This is a genomic window from Occultella gossypii (genome assembly GCF_019947135.1).
GTDB classification, from domain to species: domain Bacteria; phylum Actinomycetota; class Actinomycetes; order Actinomycetales; family Beutenbergiaceae; genus Occultella; species Occultella gossypii.
In genome coordinates this window covers 292,489-308,491 of sequence record NZ_JAGSHT010000010.1, presented here as the reverse complement: position 1 = coordinate 308,491, position 16,003 = coordinate 292,489, and the positions used below count along the sequence as shown (strand labels likewise).

Genomic DNA, 16,003 nt, shown 5'->3' with positions numbered 1-16,003 from the left:
CAGAGCGGTGCCGAGGGAGCCAACGAGGGAGCGGACATGGGAAGTCTGGACGGGCGGGTGGCGGTGGTCACGGGAGCCGGCCGCGGGATCGGCCGGGAGGAGGCGCGGTACCTCGCCGCGGCGGGCGCCGCCGTGGTGGTCAACGATCCCGGTGTGGCGCCGGACGGCAGCGGTGGCGACCGGTCGGTGGCCCAGCAGGTCGCCGACGAGATCGTCGCCGCCGGCGGTCGGGCCGTGGCGAATACCGACAGCGTCGCCGACTGGTCCGGTGCCGCACGGGTGGTGGAGACCGCCGTCGGGGCCTTCGGCGATCTGCATGTGGTCGTCAACAATGCCGGGATCGAGCGGGGCGGCGCGCTCGGTCACCTGAGCGAGGCCGCGTTCGACGATGTCATCGCGGTGAAGCTGAAGGGCACGTTCGCGATCAGCCATTGGGCGGCGAGGTACTTCCGTGAGCGGGATGCGGCGGGCGCCCGGGAGGACCGGAGCATCATCAACACCGCCTCCGGATCGGGGCTGCTCAACCCGCTGCCGACGCAGAGCAACTACGCCCCCGCCAACGCAGGGGTAGCGGCGATGACGATCGTGCACGCGCTCGAACTGGGCGTCCTGGGCGTGCGGGTGAACTGCCTGTCGCCCTCGATGGTCCGCACGCGGCTGACCGCCGGCGTCCCCGGCATGCCTGCCGCGCCGACGGCCACGGGTGAGTTCGACCCGAACCATCCCGCGGTGATCGCGCCCGTCGCCGCGTATCTCGCGGGTGCGGACTGTCCGCTCACCGGCCAGGTGCTGAGCGTGCGCGGGACCGCGGTGACGATCAACCGCGGTTGGTCCGCGGGAGAGACCATCAGCTCCGGCACCGAGCCGTGGACGGTCGGCCGGCTGGCCACTGCGGCTCGCGAACTGCCGGTCACCGACCCGTACGAGGACCTGGCCGCCTCGCTCAGCGGTGCCCTCGGTCCCATGAGCGCGGCACAGGTCCGCGCGCTGGTGGCTGCACAGGTCGGCTGAGCGAGCCGGACCGCACGGCGCGGCCTGCCTGGGGAGACCTCCGAGGGCTACGGATGCGCAGACCCGGGCGGACGGAGGGCCCTGGGATAGTGGCGACATGGACTCCTTCGTGCGGTGGCTCGCGGATGACCTCCTTGGTCGGGTCGGCGTAGGGCGCCGACTGGTCGCCATCGACGGTGTCGACGGAAGCGGCAAGACCTCGTTCGCCACCCTGCTCGCTTCGCACATCGAAGAACGGCGGCCAGCGGTCCTCATCCACGTCGATGCCTTCCTCAACCCTGCGCCCGTCAGACACGCCAAGGGGCGCACGTCACCGGAGGGCTACTGGCTGGACAGCTACGACTACCCCGCGCTCATCGAGCGCGTGCTGGGTCCCCTGAGCCCCGGAGGTACCGGCTGGTACTGCCCGGCCGTATACGACCTCGACTCCGAACGGTCGATCACGGTCGAGCCAACCTTCGCTCCGCCCGACGCCGTCATCGTCGTGGAGGGCCTGTTCCTGCACCGGGACGAACTCGCCCCGGTGTGGGATGCCTCGGCCTTCCTCGATGTGCCCTTCACGGTGACGGCCGCGCGGATGGCGGTTCGCGACGGCAGCCATCCGGATCCGGAGCACCCGACGATGCGGCGCTACGTCGGTGGTCAGCGCCTCTACTTCGCCGCCGCGCGCCCGTGGGAGCGCGCCACGTATGTCGTCGACAACTCCGACCACGCAGCGCCACGGAGGATCCAGCCCGAGATGGCCACAGCCGCTCGGTCACCTCGACCTCCTGGACAGCCGTGATGTCCTCCACCGAGAGTGAGTCGATGAACATCGACGAGCTCCCGACGGCGGAGCTCGCCTCTCCCGGTCCGTTGCGGGAGTCGCTGGTCGCCGCCGTCCTGGCGGGGACGAAGACGGCGACGAGCTCCCTGAGAGTCTCCTACGCCGTCGCCGGTGAGGCGGTGCCGGCGGTCGGCGCCCACCGGGCGCTCGTGGATTCTTCAGGTGAGCGGGTCGCGATCCTGGAGACCACCGAGGTCCGTGTGGTGCGCCTGGCGGATGTGGACGATGACTTCGCGCGGGCCGAGGGGGAGGGTTTCACGTCGAGGGCGCACTGGCGTGACGCACACGCGGACTTCTGGGACAGCCCCGAGGCACGGGCCGAGCTGCCTGCTGGGTTCGTCGTCGACGACGAAGCGCTGGTGGTGCAGGAGTACTTCCGCGTGCTCGGACTGCTCTCCTTGGGGCAGCTGAGCGATCGGGACGGACGATCCCCGCTGCATTCCCTGTTGGGGCGGCGCCGGACCAGCCGCCGATTCGGCGCGGACCCGGTGCGCGTGGCGCACCTGGGACGCCTCCTCCTGGCCGCTCAGGGACCGGTCGGAGCAGGGCGTCGCAGCGTGCCCTCGGCCCATGCCCGGTACCCACTCTCGCTGACCGTGGTCGCGGGCAACGTCGACGAACTCCCATCGGGTGTGTACCGGTACCAACCCGACACCGACTCGTTGACGCTGCGCGTGGCGGGGGACCACCGGTGGGCGTTCGCCGATGCGACCCTCGTCGACCGGGACTGGGTCGCCGGGGCCGCAGCCATCGTGGTGATCGGGGCTGATCTCGACGCCTCCGCACGGCACTTCGCCGACCAGTCGCCCGCCGGGGACCGCGGCGCGCGGTACGTGTGGCTGGAGGCCGGCCACGTCAGCCAGGACCTGTACCTACAGGCGACCGAGGATGGGCTCGGAGCCGCCCTCGTCGCCGGGGTCGACGACGACCGGCTGCATGCCGCGGCCGACGGTGTGCTTCCGGGCGGGCACCGTCCGCTCGTGCTGTTCACCGTCGGATCCATGATGGCGCCGGATCGGTGAGGCGGATCAGCCCACCCGTCGCAGGAAATCGCCGAGGATCCGATTGAACTCCTCCGGTCGGCACAGCGGCGTGGGGTCGCCCGAGTCCGGGACGTGGACCAGTTCGGTCCGCGGTACGGCGTGCTTCAACTCGTCCATGAACGTCGATGAGCGCGGCCAGGAGTCGGTTCCGACGACGGCGAGGAGCGGGTAGTCGGCCGCCGCGTGCGCCGGCAGGTAGTTGACCAGGTTGATCGCGATGCGGGTCTTGAAGCCGTCCCAGGCCCGCAGCCGACTCACCGCTTCGGCGAGGTACGCCGCCGCCGCCGGCCATCGTGCGTACTGCTGCCGCATGATGTCGGCCAGCAGCGTCCCGGGCAGCAGGTTGGAGACCGACCCGAGGTAGACGGAGGCGAGCCAGGCCGCCTTGCCCACCGTCGTCGGCCGGCTGTCGGAGTAGGTGTCGACGATGGCCAGGGCCTGGATCCGGTCCGGATGGCGGGCCGCGACGTGCTGGGCGATCACCCCACCGAAACTGACCCCGCAGACGGCGGCACGTGCAATGCCCAGGTGATCGAGCAGGGCGGCGACGTCGCCGGCGATGCGGGAGCGGATGTGGCGCCATCCGGTGATCGGGCCCGAGCGGTGCACACCGCGAGCGTCGAACACCACAACGCGGTGGCTGGCCGAGAAGTGCTCCACCTGCGCCCGCCACATATCGGCTCCCGAACTGATCGCGTGGATCAGCACGAGTGCCGGTCCATCGCCGTGGGTCTCGTAGTAGATTCCAGTGCCGTCGCTGTCCAGATAGGGCATGCCACGCCTTCATCGGGGACCTCGAGCCTACCGGCCCCGGCTCGGCGGGCCGCGCATGGGCCTACCATCGGCTCCCATGTTCACGACACGGTTCCGGGACGAGTTGGGCCAGCTCCTGGGTGAACGGGCCCGCTCCGATCCCCGGGTCGTCGGAGCGGCCCTGGTCGGCTCCGCGGCGACCGGTGGCCAGGACCGGTGGTCCGACATCGACCTGGCCCTGCAGATCGCCGACGGCGTGGACCCGGACGACGTCGCGGACGAGTGGACGGCGTGGCTGCGCGCGGAACAGGACGTCGCGGACACTCTCGACGTCCATGGCGCCGGCACCCTGTTCCGGGTGTTCCTGCTCGCGAACTCCCTCCAGGTGGACCTCTCGTTCTGGCGCCGCGACTCGTTCCGGGCCACCGAGCCCGGGTTCCGGGTGCTGTTCGGCGTGCCCAACCAGCCCACGGAGCCCAACCTGCCGGACCCGGTCGACCTGATCGCAATGGCCTGGCTGCACGCGCTGCACTCCCGCTCCGCCGTCGCCCGCGGCCGGCTCTGGCAGGCGACGATCATGCTCGACGGGATCCGCGAACGCCTGATCTCACTCGCGTGCCTGCGCCACGGACTCAACCCCCACCAGGGTCGCGGCGCCGACCGACTGCCTGCCTGCGAACTGGACGCGCTCGCCGCGACCCGGCCCTGCGCCGTCGAACCGGAGGAACTGCGCCGAGCGCACACAGCCAGCCTGGCTGCGTTGGCCGAGGAGGCCGCCCGTCATGACGAGGGACTTGCCGATCGGCTCGCCCCCGCCCTTCAGCCGCTCGCGCTCACGCAGTAGCGTCGAGGTATGGAGTTCTACGACCCGCAGGTGATCCTGTTCGTCGCCGACTGCGAGCGCGCCGCCGCGTTCTACGCGAACTTCTCCTTCGCGGAGACGTTCCGGTCCGGCCCGACGGCGCCCGTCAAGATCGAGATGACGCTCGGTGGGTTCGGGCTCGGGCTGGCGCTGCCCGACCCAGCCGCGAGCAGCCACGGGCTCACCCCGGTGACCGCAGGGCACCGGGCATGCGTGACGATCTGGACCGACGACGTCGACGGCGCATACGCGCTCGCTCTCGCCGCGGGCGCCGCCGACCACGAGGGCCCGCACCCGTTCCTGGACGGGCAGCTTCGGGTGGCCTTCGTCGAGGACCCGGACGGCCACCCGATCCAGCTCGTCCAGCGCGTCGCCGCCTGACGCGACAGTCCCTCGTCAGGCGACGCAGAACTCGTTGCCCTCCGGGTCCGTCATCACTACGTGCCCGAGGATGGCCCGGCCGTCGTCGTCGCGGTACTGCTCGTCGCGGACCCGGGTGGCGCCCGCGGTGGTCAGTTCCGACACCTTCGCACGGATCAGCTCCGCCCGCCGGACCCAGTCCCATGGCGGCTCACCGGCTACCCGGATGTCGATGTGCAGCCGGTTCTTCGCGCTCTTGCCCTCGGGCACGCGCAGCCATCCGATCGCGGGGCCGTGCCCGTCCGGGTCGATGATCGAGGCGCCGTCGGGATCGTCGTAGCCCGGCTCGGCGACGTAGCCGAGGGCCACCGACCAGAAGTCCGCGAGAAGCCGCGGGTCGTTCGCGTCACCACCGAGGGTCCAGTGCACGGCCATGATCGCGAGACTAGGGACCGTTCCGGTCGTTCTCCACCCGGATTCTCGGCATCATTCGAGCAGTTGCCGCTTGGCCGCCGCGAACTCGGCCTCGCTCAGGCTGCCGTCCGCCCGCAACCGGGCGAGGACCGCGAGCTGATCGCCGATTCCGACCGGGGCCGCCACCGGCTCGGAGCCGGCCGGCGCCCCCGCGGCCAGTTGCATCACGACCACGGCGCCATCCGTGCCCAACCACAGGTGCACGCGGCTACCGACCGGCGGCACCTCGGTCTGGAGCAGGCGCGTATTGGCGTCCGCCACGGTGCGCCGGGCCCGCCGGTGCCAGGCGAACTCGACGGCTGCCACGACGCCGGTGATCGTGCCCTCGGAGGTGCCGACCGCCACCTCACGCAGGATCCCCTCGACGTGGGTGGTGCCTCGGCGGAGCACGTCGTAGTCCGCGGCGAAGGCGTTGGACCGGCGCGAGCGGGCCAGGAATGACCAGTGCCGTGCCAAGGACCGCGGCGACCGCGGCCCCGCGGCTCCACGCACCGGCGCGAGGTCGTGCGGGTCCTCGGGCAGCACGGCCGCGTCGCCTCGGGTGACCACGCGCATCCTGATGCTCGGGTCGGCGAGCCGGCGGGCGTCGAGGTACGAGCGGGGCAGGGGCTCGGTGGTGGTCACGACGCCCAGATTAGGCCGTGGGCTCGGCTACCGATCCCAGAGGATCCGGGCTCAGGTGTAGGTCGTGATCATGACGGCGGTGTGCTGGTCTGGCTCACCCGGCGGCCGGAGACGAGCGGGCATCCGGACGGACATCGTCCGGAGCCGCGGCTACCGTCGCCGGCATGACTGACGTACCGATCGCGAAGCCGGTCCTCGACCTGATCATCCTCGACTGCCCCGACGCGCTCGAGCTCGGGGGCTTCTACTCCGAGCTGCTCGGCTGGCCCATGGAGCCGGGCGCGGACCGGGACTGGGTCAACCTGGTTCCGCCCGGCGGCGGGGTGAGCCCGGAGCGCCCGGACGGGCGCCCGACCCTCGCCTTCCAGCGGATCGAGGACTGGGTCACGCCGACCTGGCCCGGGGGCGCCCACCCCCAGCAGGTCCACCTCGACCTCACCGTCGCGAACATCGATGCCTCCGAACCCTCGGTGCTCGCCCTCGGCGCCCGGCGCCACGAGCACCAGCCCTCGAAGGACGGCGGCTTCCGGGTCTACCTCGATCCGGCGGGCCACCCTTTCTGTCTCATCCAGTGACCCGCGGGCGCTCACGGTTCGATACGGTGGCTCCGTGAGCCTTGTGCGCCAGACCCTTCTCGACCTGTCCGCAACCACCCGGGACGCTGCCCACCAGATCGGCCGCGTGCCGGCGGCGAGGAAGGCGTGAGCGCGCCACGCGTCGGCCTCATCGGTGCCGGCGGGATCTCCGGGGTGCACGCCGCCGGCTGGCGAGCCCTGGGCGCGGACGTCGTGGTGCACTCCGAGCATGGTGCGCAGGCCCTCGCCGACCGGTTCGGCTTCCGGACCGCGGACACTCTCGCGGACCTCTGGCCGCAAGTGGATCTGGTGGACATCGTCACCCCCACCGCCACCCACGCCGAGCTGGCCCTCGCGGCGATCGCCGCCGGCAGGCACGTGGTCTGCGAGAAGCCGCTCGCGCGCACGTCCGTCGAGGCGGCGGCCGTCGTCGAGGCCGCGGAGTCGGCCGGAGTGCGGCTGTTCCCCGCCCATGTGGTGCGCTACTTCCCCGAATACGCCGCCGCCCGCGCCGCGATCCGCGGTGGGCGGATCGGCACCGTCGCGGTGGCCCGGTTCCGCCGGATGAGCGCGGCGCCGAAGGCGGACTGGTTCTTCGACGAGGCACGATCCGGCGGGATCGTGCTCGATCAGATGATCCACGACCTCGACCAGGCCGAATGGCTCGCCGGGCCGGTGGCCCGGGTCTTCGCCCGGTCGACGGCGAAGGCCGGCGACGGCGGTCGCGTCGCCAGTGCCGCGGTGACGCTCACCCATACCTCCGGCGCGATCAGCCAGGTCTACGGCGTCTGGGGGCATCCCGGCCTGCCGTTCACGTCCTCGTTCGAGATCGCCGGCGACGCCGGCCTGCTCCGGTACGACATGGCCCGGACGGACTCCGCCCGGATCCACCTCGCCGGCCCGGCCACCGCGGGTGGCTACCTTCCGGCGACGGACCCCTCCGACAGCCCGTACGCGGCCGAACTCGCCGACTTCTGGGCGGCCATCAGCACGAGCGCGGAAGCGTCCGTGAGAGGCGTCGACGGTGTCCGGGCCGTGGCCATCGCCGAGGCGGTGCTGGCGTCGGCCGCGAGCGGCGAGGTCGTGGAGCTGCCCCTGGAACCTACGGAACCGAGTACCGAGGGGAGCCTGCCATGACGACCGCACTCGGGCCGATCAGCACGAGCCCGACGACCGAGCCGACGACCGTGCCGCTCACCGTTGGCATCCTGTCGTTCGCACACACCCACGCGTCCTCCTACGCGCGGATCCTCGCCGCCACGCCGGGCGTCGAGGTGCTCGGCACCGACCCCGGGCCGTACGACCCGGGCACCGTGCGCGGCGCGGCGTTCGCCGCGGAACACGGCGTCACCTACGTCGAGGACGTGGCGACGCTCCTCGCGAAGGCGCCGGACGCCGTCGTCATCTGCGCGGAGAACACCTCGCACCGTGAGCTGACCGAACTGGCGACCGCCGCCGGCGCGCACGTGCTCTGCGAGAAGCCGCTGGCCACCTCCGACGCGGACGCTGCCGCCATGCTCGCCGCCGCGGACGCGGCCGGCGTGATCCTGATGACGGCGTACCCGGTGCGCTTCGCGAGCGCGTTCACCGACCTCGTGGCGCGGGTCCGGGCCGGTCAGCTCGGGGACATCTACTCCATCCTCGGTACCAACAACGGCAAGATGCCACTCGCACAGCGGTCCTGGTTCACCGACCCGGCCCGGTCCGGTGGCGGCGCGCTCCTTGACCACGTGGTGCACGTCGCGGACCTGATCGACGCCCTGCTGGGCGAGGGGGCCGAGGAGGTGCACGCCGTGACGAACCGCATCCTGCGGGCCGACGCAGGCGTGGACGTGGAGACCGGGGGCATGGTCTCGATCCGGTACCCCTCCGGCGTGATCGCCACGATCGACTGCTCGTGGAGCCACCCGGAGTCCGCACCGAACTGGGGCGGGCTCACCCTGGAGGTGCACGGCACCGCCGGGTCGGTGCGGATCGACCCGTTCGCGGCGCACGTGGCCGGGTACGACGCCGACGGCGAGCTCTGGGCCGGCTTCGGGGCCGACCTGGACGCCCGGATGCTCGGCGAGTTCCTCGACGCCGTGCGCACCGGCCGAACCCCGCAGCCCGACGGTGCCGTGGGGGCTCGCACGCTGGCGATCGTGACGGCGGCGCAGCGGTCGGTCGAGGCGGGTCAGCCGGTCACGCTCTGAACCTCGGTCACGCTCGGAACCGGGGCTGCTTGCGGCGGGGTGTCGCAATAGCCATGGACCGATGACGGTGGTCGGGACGACGATGGAGGCATGTCCACCCGTCCACCCGACGAACCCGGCACGCCGGACCCCGCCGACGACGTCGCCGCGAAGCCGACGTGGCGCCGGGACACCACGATCTTCCTGAGCGGCCAGACCGTCTCCCTGTTCGGGTCGATGCTGGTCCAGTACGCGATCATGTGGCACCTGACCCTCGAGACGAAGTCCGGCACCGTCATGGCGCTGGCCTCGGTGTTCGGCTTTCTGCCGCAGGCGATCGTCTCGATCTTCGGCGGCGTGTGGGCAGACCGGCTCGACCGCAAGCGGCTCATCATGGCCGCCGACGCATCGATCGCGGTGACCACCCTCGCGCTCGCACTCCTGATGCTGTCCGGGTTCGACCACCTCTGGCTCATCTACGGCACGCTGGCGATCCGCTCGGTGGGCGCCGGCATCCAGATGCCCGCGGTCTCGGCCCTGATCCCGCAGATCGTGCCGACCTCCAAGCTGATGCGCGTGAACGGCCTGAACGGCACGATCCAGTCGGCGATGATGCTCCTCGCACCTGCGGCCGCGGCGGCGGTGTACGCGAACTTCTCGATCGTGGCGATCTTCTTCGTCGATGTGACCACGGCCGCCATCGGCATCGGGTTCCTGCTCGCGCTCTCGGTGCCGCGCATCGTCCGCAGCGATTCCGACGGGCCGCTGCCGGGCTACTTCGACGACCTCGTCGGCGGTGTCCGGTACGTGGCGCACCACGCATTCATCCGTTGGCTCCTCGCGCTCTACGCGATCGTGTTCCTCCTGGTGGTGGCGCCCAGCTACCTCACCCCGCTGATGATCGTGCGGACGTTCGGGGAGGAGGTCTGGAAGCTCACCGCGAACGAACTCGCGTTCAGCATCGGGATGATGCTCGGGGGCGCGCTGATCGCGGCCTGGGGCGGGCTCAAGAACAAGATCGCGATGGTGGTCGCCTCCACGTTCGTGTTCGGCGGTCTCACCGCCGCACTCGGACTCGCCCCGAACCTGTGGGTGTTCTTCGCCTTCATGTTCGGGTTCGGCCTGTTCGTGCCGTTCTTCTCGACGCCGTCTTTCACCATCCTCCAGGAGACCGTCGAGCCGGAGCGTCAGGGCCGGGTGTTCGGATTCGTCGGCATCGTGATGGCGGTGTCGATGCCGCTCGGCATGGCGGTCTTCGGGCCACTCGCGGACATCTACAGCGTCGAGTCCCTGCTCGTCGCCGCCGGCGGGCTCCTGATCGCCGTGGCCGCGGTCGCGGTGCTGGTGCCGGTCGGGCGGCGCGCGATGCTCGCCGCCGGGGCGCAACTCAACAGCGCGCCGGTGCTCAAGGAGACGCAGGAACCCGAGAGCGGTCAGGAACCCGAGGCGGGTCAGGCGCCGGAGTCGCGAGCGGGCACCGAACCCCAGCCCTCGGGCCCTGCTGACCCGGCCGGGTAGTCCTGCATCGGTACCTCGCCGGCCCGCCACGCGGCGAGCACCGGCGTCACGATCCGCCAGCAATCCTCGGCGACGTCGCCGCGGATCGAGAGCAACGGGTCACCGTCGAGCATCCGGTCCAGAACCTCCCCGTACGGCAGCATCCGGGACACGCCGAGAGTCGCGCGCAGGTCCTTCTGCTCCAGCTCGAACGGGTCGCCCTCGGCGTTGACGGACATCGAGATGAGCATCTCGGCGGGCTTCAGCCCGAGGACGAGCATGTCCGGATGGCCGGTGCCGTGCAGGCCGGTCGGCACGTGGGCCGGTTCCCGGAAGAAGACCTCGATCTGCTTGACGGCCTCGCCCAGGGCCTTGCCGCTGCGCAACACGAACGGAGTCCCGCTCCAGCGCTCGTTGTCGATCTCGACGATCACCTCGGCGAGGGTCTCGGTGTCAAGGGCCGGGTCGACACCCTCCTCGTCGACGTAGTCCGGCACGCGGCGTTCGCCGATGGTGCCCCCGGTGTACCTGGCCCGCCGGGACGAGGCGGCCGGATCGTCGGCCCAGATCCTGGTGGCCCGCAGCACCTGCGCCTTGAGCGCGCGTACCTGCTCCGCGTCCAACGTCTGCGGCGCCTCCATGGCGAAGAACGCGAGCACCTGCAGCAGGTGGGACTGGATCATGTCCACGAGCGCGCCGGCCCGGTCGTAGTAGCCCGCCCGACCCTCCAGGGCCAGGTCCTCGTCGTAGCGGATGACCACCTTCTCGATGTGCTCGGACGTCCACACCGGCGCCAGCAGCCGGTTCGCGAACCGCACACCGAAGAGGTTCAGCACCGAGCTGAGGCCGAGGAAGTGGTCCACCCGGAAGATCCGGTTCTCCTCGACCACCTTGAGCAGCTGGGCGTTCAGCGCTTCCGCGGAGGCGAGGTCGGTGCCGAACGGCTTCTCCAGGGCGAGACGGGTCCCGGGGGCGACACCGCGCCGCTCGAGCAGCTCACAGACCTTGACCGAGATGCGTGGAGGGAGCGCGAAGTAGACGACGGTCGGTCCGTCGACGGAGTCCAACAGCCGACCGAGCGCGTCGGCGTCGAGGACGTCGGCCCGGACGTACCGGGTGTCTTCGACGATCGCGCCGGCGGCAGCGTCGGGCACCCCGGCGCCGCTCAGGCCGGACCGGACGCGCTCGGCCCAGTCCTGCTCGGAGAGATCGGCGATGTCCGCACCCACCACGCGGACCCGACGCCCCGGTTCGGCGGCCAGGAGGGAACCCAGACCCGGCAGCAGCAGCCGGTTCGTGAGGTCGCCCGAGGCGCCGAGGATGAGGAGGGTGTTGACACTGTCGATTCCAGGCGGCGTGGCATCGCTCATTTCGTCAGTGTCGCAGGAGTGTCGGGGCCCTGCGATCGGGGCGGGCATGGCCTGCCCAGGTGTCGTGCGCCCGCGCTAGCGTTCGGGGCATGGATGATCTGAAGCAGATTCTGGCCCACTACCTCGACGTGCAGCACGAGGCGTTGCTGTGGAAGCTGGACGGCTTGAGCGAGTACGACCTGCGGCGGCCGTTGACGTCCAGCGGCACGAATCTGCTCGGCCTCGTCAAGCACGTCTCCGGCGTGGAGGCCGACTACCTGGGCAGCGTCTTCGGGCGACCGTTCCCGGACCCGCTGCCCTGGATGGCCGAGGATGCCGAGGCGAACGCGGACATGTGGGTCACACCGCAGGAGTCCACGGCCTCGATCCTCGACGTGTTCGCCCGGGTGCGCGCCCACGGCGCCACAACGATCGCGGCGCTCGACCTCGACGCACCCGGCGTGGTGCCGTGGTGGGGCGAGCACGGCCAGGTCACGCTCGGTCGCATACTCGTCCACGTGGCCACGGAGGTCGCCCGGCACACCGGTCACGCGGACATCGTGCGCGAGCAGATCGACGGCGCCGCGGGCCTGCGCGCCGGCGCCACGAACCTGCCTGAGGACGGAAACAAGCCGTGGTGGGACGACTACACGGCCCGCGTGGAGGCGGCGGCCCAGGAGGCAGCCGCCCAGGAGGCAGCCGCCCAGGAGGAGGCAGCTCAGTAGCGAGCGGCCACGGGGCCGGCCTCCGGTGCGGGCACCGGAACCCCGCTCACTGGGCGCGGCGCTGCTTCTTCCTCAGGACGACGATCCCGTCGACGAGATCGTGCAGGAATCCGAGATGCAGCGTGTCCCGGCCGATGACGTACTCGAGAGTTCCGCGCGCACCCCATTTCGAGTACCCGGGTTCGCCGAGCGCCTCGACGACATCCCACGGCGTCGCGGCCGAGAAGTCGAAGCCGTGGATGAGGTCGCGCGAGCGCGGGTAGGGAGCGCCCCGCCGACCGCGCGGGAACAGCACGACGCGCTCGAGCCTGCCGTTCTTGAACCGTGCCTCGAATCCTTCATCCGGCGACGCGTGGGTCTCGAGCCGCTCGCGCTTCGTCTCCCGGGTCACCTCGATCTCGAGCGGCAGCGCCGCGAGTGCCAGCACCGCAGCGACGCGCTCGTCCTCGAGCGGCTTGCCGATGCCGGCGCGGATCACATCGAGATCGCCGGTGGGCTCGACCGGCCCGTCGTGCGCATCCCGGTGCCGCGCGAGCGCCTCGGCGATCCTGGCCTCGCGCTGAGCGGCGTGCTCGTCGGCCGCCCGCTGCCGCTGCTCGCGCTCGATCGTGGCTGCGTTCTGGTTCTCGGCGTGGAGCGCGCGCACGCGGGCGAGCCGCTCGGCCTCGGCGGCGGCGGCCGCCTCGTCGCTCTCGTGGACGGGCAACGTGACGGCGCTGAGCTCGGCCTGCTCGAGCCGGAAGGAGCGCAGCAGTTCGAGTGCGCGACCGCTGGCCATGAGCCCTGTCGCCGGCTCGGTCGCGAAGTCGTCCCCGTCGCGGCGCTTGCCGGTCGGCACGAGCCGCTCCCATCGCTCGGGCAGCTCGAACTCGTGCTTCATCAGACCCCAGTCGGGGTGTTTCGTGAGGTGCACGGGTGCGAGGTGGTAGCCGGTGAGGTCGGATGCGCGCAGCGCGTCGGCCAGACGCGCGGACACGATCCACCGGTCGACGAGGTCGAGCAGGTCGTCGCCGAGCCAGCCCTGGAACTCGACGTCGATGGCGCCGTCCGTGCTGCGTGCGCCACGACGCGACGCCGGGACCGCCGATGCCTCGCCCTCGATGTACGTGTACACGTGTGCCCCCAATTGTCGGCCGGTAGCGTTCGGTCATGAACGACCTCAAGGAGATTCTGGCGCACTACCTCGACGTGGAGAACCACGCGCTGCTTTCGAAGCTGGAGGGCTTGGGTGAGTACGACCTGCGCCGCCCGCTGACTCCGAGCGGCACGAACCTGCTCGACCTTGATGCGCCCGGTGCGGTGCCGCCCTGGGGCGAGCACGGCCAGGTCACGCTCGGCCGCATCCTCGTCCATGTGGCCACGGAGGTCGCACGGCACGCCGGTCATGCGGACATCGTGCGCGAGCAGATCGATGGCGCCGCGGGGCTGCGAGCCGGCGCCAGGAACCTGCCGGACCGGAATCAGCAGTGGTGGACCGACTACACGGCCCGTGTGGAGGTAGCGGCCCGGGTCGCCGCAGAGTCAGCCGCCTTCTCGGGGTGATCGACGACGGCTCGTCGGGTCGTCGGGGCACACCGCTGTTAGCGTGGCGAAGGCCGGACCGGCGAGGGTTCGGCCGGCACCCGGAGGCAGACATGACGATCCGTAGGCGGCGACGCAGACGCGAGGCGGGTGAGCCGGCGCGGGGGCGTACCGGGCACGAGGTCGTCCCGGAGCCGCTCGTCGTGGACGCGCACGCACCACGAGGCACCGCCCACCTCTGGACCGACCGACTCGGACGCTCGAGCATCCGCACGCTGCAGGTGATGATCCTGATCGCGGGCGCGGCGATCGTCGTCCTGGGCCTCATCCAGGTCAAGCTGGTCGTGATTCCGCTGATGGTCGCGCTGATCCTCGCCGCGGCGCTCACTCCGGTAGTGGCGTGGCTGCGCCGGCGGGGTGTCCCGGGCCTGCTCGCCACGTGGCTGACCCTGATCGGCGCGGTCGTGGTGATCGGCGGCGTGGTCACCGGCATCGTCTTCGCGGTGCGGAACCAGTGGGAGGAACTCGCCGTGGCCGCAGGGGAGGGCCTGGCCGAGCTCCAGGACATCCTGCAGCGGTTCCAGCTCTCGTTCGACCTCGACTGGGACGCCGTGCTCGATGCCGCGACCCAGTTCATGACGAGTGCGCAGTTCGGCTCCGGCGCCGTCGCGGGCCTGTCGGCCGTCGGCCAGGTCATCACGGGCCTGATCCTGATCGTCGTCGTCCTGTTCTTCTTCCTCAAGGACGGGGAGAAGATCTGGAACTTCTTCCTCACGCCGCTGCGCGGCGAGCCGCTGGCGCGGGGCGAGCGGATTGGCACCACTGCCGTCAAGGTGCTCGGCGGGTACGTGCGGGGCACGGCGCTGGTCGCCCTGGTGGACGCCGTCGCCATCGGTGTCGGCCTGGCGGTCCTGCGGGTCCCGCTCGCGCTGCCGCTCGCCGTCGTCGTGTTCTTTGGCGCGTTCATCCCACTCGTCGGCGCCACGGTGGCGGGCATCTTCGCCGCGCTCGTGGCCCTGGTCGCGAACGGACCGCTGACCGCACTCATCGTGGTCATCCTCGTGATCGCCGTGAACCAGCTCGAGGGCGACTTCCTCCAGCCTGTCGTGATGGGGCAGTCGCTCAAACTGCACCCACTGGTCATCCTGCTCTCGCTGACGATCGGCACCATCCTCGGTGGCATTCTTGGCGCCATCCTCGCCGTTCCTGTCACCGCGGTCGGCTGGGCGGTCGCCAAGATCGTGCTCGAACCCGAGCGCGAGCCGACGCCCGAGCAGCTGATCGGTCGCCGGGAGTCTGGCTAGGCGCCGCCGCCGGCCGCCACCAGGATTCTGCGGGTCGCGTCGTCGGCAGGGAAGAACGTCTCGATGGCGATCTCGTCGAGGGTCACGTCCCGCGGTGACCCGAACACGGTGACGGTGTACAGCAGCGCGAGGTCCCCGAACTCGGTGGTGAGCCGCATCGGAACGGCGATGTCGTCGCCGGTGGTCTCGACGTCCCCGCCGGGTGGGGGAGCGGGGTAGGACTCCAGCTCGGCGAGCAGGTCCGCAAGCGCCGGGTCGTCGGTGCGCTCCCACTGCCGGCGGACGCGCCGAAGCACGTGAGCGCGCCACTGCGCTGGGTTCTGCAGCAGGCTCGCGAGGCCGTCCGGGTGCATGGTCGCGCGCAGCATGTTCAGCGGCGGACCGGCGAGCTCGGCCGGGATATCCGTCAGGAACCGCCACATCGCGTCGTTGGCCGCGAGCAGGTCCCACCGGCTGTCGACGGCGACGGCGGGGTTCGGGCCGTGTCCGGCGAGCACGGCATCGATCGCCACGCGAGCCGCACCGAGATCGGCCAGCGGCCGGGCCCGGTGCGGGGGTGCCAGGCCGGCAGCGAGGTGGAACGCGTTCCGCTCCCGCAGCGGTACGTCGAGCTCGTCGCAGAGCCGCTCGATCATGTCCCGGCTGGGCGTGGACCGCCCGGTCTCGATGAAGCTCAGGTGCCGCGTCGAGACGTCGGCGGCGATGGACACATCGAGCTGGGACCGGTGGCGGCGTTCCCGCCATCGTCGCACCAGGGGTCCCACACCGTCCGCCGTCGTGGTCATGTCCGACAGCCTGCCTGCAACCGGCGACGCCCGGCAATGACGTCCGAGGTCATCGGCGCCGGCCCGGCATGACCTCCCGGGTCATCGACGCGGGGCGGGGCGGACCCGCACCGTGGAGCCGTC

The 16,003-nt window shown here is 71.3% G+C and carries 18 protein-coding genes; 12 read left to right on the top strand and 6 right to left on the bottom strand.

The genetic code is table 11. The features are described from left to right. Positions 1-36: 36 nt before the first annotated feature. The 3 genes from KCQ71_RS10385 (at position 37) to KCQ71_RS10375 (ending at position 2,859) form a co-directional block, all read left to right on the top strand. Complete coding sequence (locus tag KCQ71_RS10385) at positions 37-1,011, top strand: SDR family NAD(P)-dependent oxidoreductase (RefSeq protein ID WP_223405519.1); 975 nt, start codon at positions 37-39, stop codon at positions 1,009-1,011. Positions 1,012-1,108: 97 nt separating this feature from the next. Continuing rightward, positions 1,109-1,795 carry a nucleoside/nucleotide kinase family protein gene (locus KCQ71_RS10380; protein ID WP_223405517.1) on the top strand — a complete coding sequence of 229 codons (687 nt, stop codon included), beginning with the start codon at positions 1,109-1,111 and terminating at the stop codon, positions 1,793-1,795. A gap of 23 nt (positions 1,796-1,818) precedes the next feature. After that, the gene (locus KCQ71_RS10375; RefSeq protein WP_223405515.1) at positions 1,819-2,859 is read left to right on the top strand and encodes a nitroreductase family protein; all 1,041 of its coding nucleotides are present in this window, start codon (positions 1,819-1,821) and stop codon (positions 2,857-2,859) included. A gap of 6 nt (positions 2,860-2,865) precedes the next feature. On the opposite strand, the gene KCQ71_RS10370 is transcribed toward KCQ71_RS10375, so the two are convergent. After that, positions 2,866-3,654, bottom strand: a complete 789-nt coding sequence (locus tag KCQ71_RS10370) for an alpha/beta fold hydrolase (protein ID WP_223405513.1) — start codon at positions 3,652-3,654, stop codon at positions 2,866-2,868. Positions 3,655-3,730: 76 nt separating this feature from the next. Here KCQ71_RS10370 and KCQ71_RS10365 point away from each other — a divergent pair, with 76 nt between their 5' ends. Further along, complete coding sequence (locus KCQ71_RS10365; RefSeq protein WP_223405511.1) at positions 3,731-4,477, top strand: nucleotidyltransferase domain-containing protein; 747 nt, start codon at positions 3,731-3,733, stop codon at positions 4,475-4,477. Positions 4,478-4,486: 9 nt separating this feature from the next. After that, positions 4,487-4,876 carry a VOC family protein gene (locus KCQ71_RS10360; RefSeq protein ID WP_223405509.1) on the top strand — a complete coding sequence of 130 codons (390 nt, stop codon included), beginning with the start codon at positions 4,487-4,489 and terminating at the stop codon, positions 4,874-4,876. 15 nt (positions 4,877-4,891) lie between these two features. Here KCQ71_RS10360 and KCQ71_RS10355 read toward each other — a convergent pair whose 3' ends face one another. Then, positions 4,892-5,290, bottom strand: coding sequence for a VOC family protein (locus tag KCQ71_RS10355; RefSeq protein ID WP_223405507.1), 399 nt, complete (start codon positions 5,288-5,290; stop codon positions 4,892-4,894). A 51-nt stretch (positions 5,291-5,341) separates the two neighbouring features. Next, entirely contained in the window at positions 5,342-5,953 is a 612-nt protein-coding gene (locus tag KCQ71_RS27600) for an SHOCT domain-containing protein (RefSeq protein ID WP_223405505.1), read from the bottom strand. 164 nt (positions 5,954-6,117) lie between these two features. Between KCQ71_RS27600 and KCQ71_RS10345 the strand changes: the two genes are divergently transcribed. The 4 genes from KCQ71_RS10345 to KCQ71_RS10330 all read left to right on the top strand — a co-directional run bounded on the left by KCQ71_RS10345 (position 6,118) and on the right by KCQ71_RS10330 (position 10,217). After that, the gene (locus KCQ71_RS10345; RefSeq protein ID WP_223405503.1) at positions 6,118-6,528 is read left to right on the top strand and encodes a VOC family protein; all 411 of its coding nucleotides are present in this window, start codon (positions 6,118-6,120) and stop codon (positions 6,526-6,528) included. Between the two features lie 126 nt (positions 6,529-6,654). Beyond that, positions 6,655-7,665 (top strand): Gfo/Idh/MocA family protein, encoded by a 1,011-nt coding sequence (locus tag KCQ71_RS10340; RefSeq protein ID WP_223405501.1) that lies wholly within the window; start codon positions 6,655-6,657, stop codon positions 7,663-7,665. Further along, positions 7,662-8,720 carry a Gfo/Idh/MocA family protein gene (locus KCQ71_RS10335; protein WP_223405499.1) on the top strand — a complete coding sequence of 353 codons (1,059 nt, stop codon included), beginning with the start codon at positions 7,662-7,664 and terminating at the stop codon, positions 8,718-8,720. Before KCQ71_RS10340 ends, KCQ71_RS10335 begins: the two co-directional genes overlap by 4 nt. A gap of 90 nt (positions 8,721-8,810) precedes the next feature. Then, positions 8,811-10,217: an MFS transporter gene (locus tag KCQ71_RS10330; RefSeq protein ID WP_223405497.1), complete on the top strand. Its 1,407-nt coding sequence runs from the start codon at positions 8,811-8,813 to the stop codon at positions 10,215-10,217. Here KCQ71_RS10330 and KCQ71_RS10325 read toward each other — a convergent pair. Then, the gene (locus KCQ71_RS10325; RefSeq protein WP_223405495.1) at positions 10,151-11,566 is read right to left on the bottom strand and encodes a glucose-6-phosphate dehydrogenase; all 1,416 of its coding nucleotides are present in this window, start codon (positions 11,564-11,566) and stop codon (positions 10,151-10,153) included. The two genes, KCQ71_RS10330 and KCQ71_RS10325, sit on opposite strands and share 67 nt — an antisense overlap. 89 nt (positions 11,567-11,655) lie before the next feature. Here KCQ71_RS10325 and KCQ71_RS10320 point away from each other — a divergent pair, with 89 nt between their 5' ends. Beyond that, a complete protein-coding gene (locus KCQ71_RS10320) occupies positions 11,656-12,270 on the top strand; it encodes a DinB family protein (protein WP_223405493.1) in 615 nt (204 codons plus the stop codon). A gap of 46 nt (positions 12,271-12,316) precedes the next feature. Here the strand turns inward: KCQ71_RS10320 and KCQ71_RS10315 are convergent, their stop codons facing one another. Next, positions 12,317-13,384, bottom strand: coding sequence for a hypothetical protein (locus tag KCQ71_RS10315; RefSeq protein ID WP_223405491.1), 1,068 nt, complete (start codon positions 13,382-13,384; stop codon positions 12,317-12,319). 35 nt (positions 13,385-13,419) lie between these two features. On the opposite strand from KCQ71_RS10315, the gene KCQ71_RS10310 reads away from it, so the two are divergent. Both KCQ71_RS10310 and KCQ71_RS10305 read left to right on the top strand, forming a co-directional pair. Beyond that, a complete protein-coding gene (locus KCQ71_RS10310) occupies positions 13,420-13,812 on the top strand; it encodes a mycothiol transferase (protein WP_223405489.1) in 393 nt (130 codons plus the stop codon). 92 nt (positions 13,813-13,904) lie between these two features. After that, positions 13,905-15,095 carry an AI-2E family transporter gene (locus KCQ71_RS10305; protein ID WP_223405487.1) on the top strand — a complete coding sequence of 397 codons (1,191 nt, stop codon included), beginning with the start codon at positions 13,905-13,907 and terminating at the stop codon, positions 15,093-15,095. On the opposite strand, the gene KCQ71_RS10300 is transcribed toward KCQ71_RS10305, so the two are convergent. Next, entirely contained in the window at positions 15,092-15,880 is a 789-nt protein-coding gene (locus tag KCQ71_RS10300; protein WP_223405486.1) for a helix-turn-helix domain-containing protein, read from the bottom strand. The genes KCQ71_RS10305 and KCQ71_RS10300 overlap by 4 nt on opposite strands. Positions 15,881-16,003 lie beyond the last annotated feature (123 nt).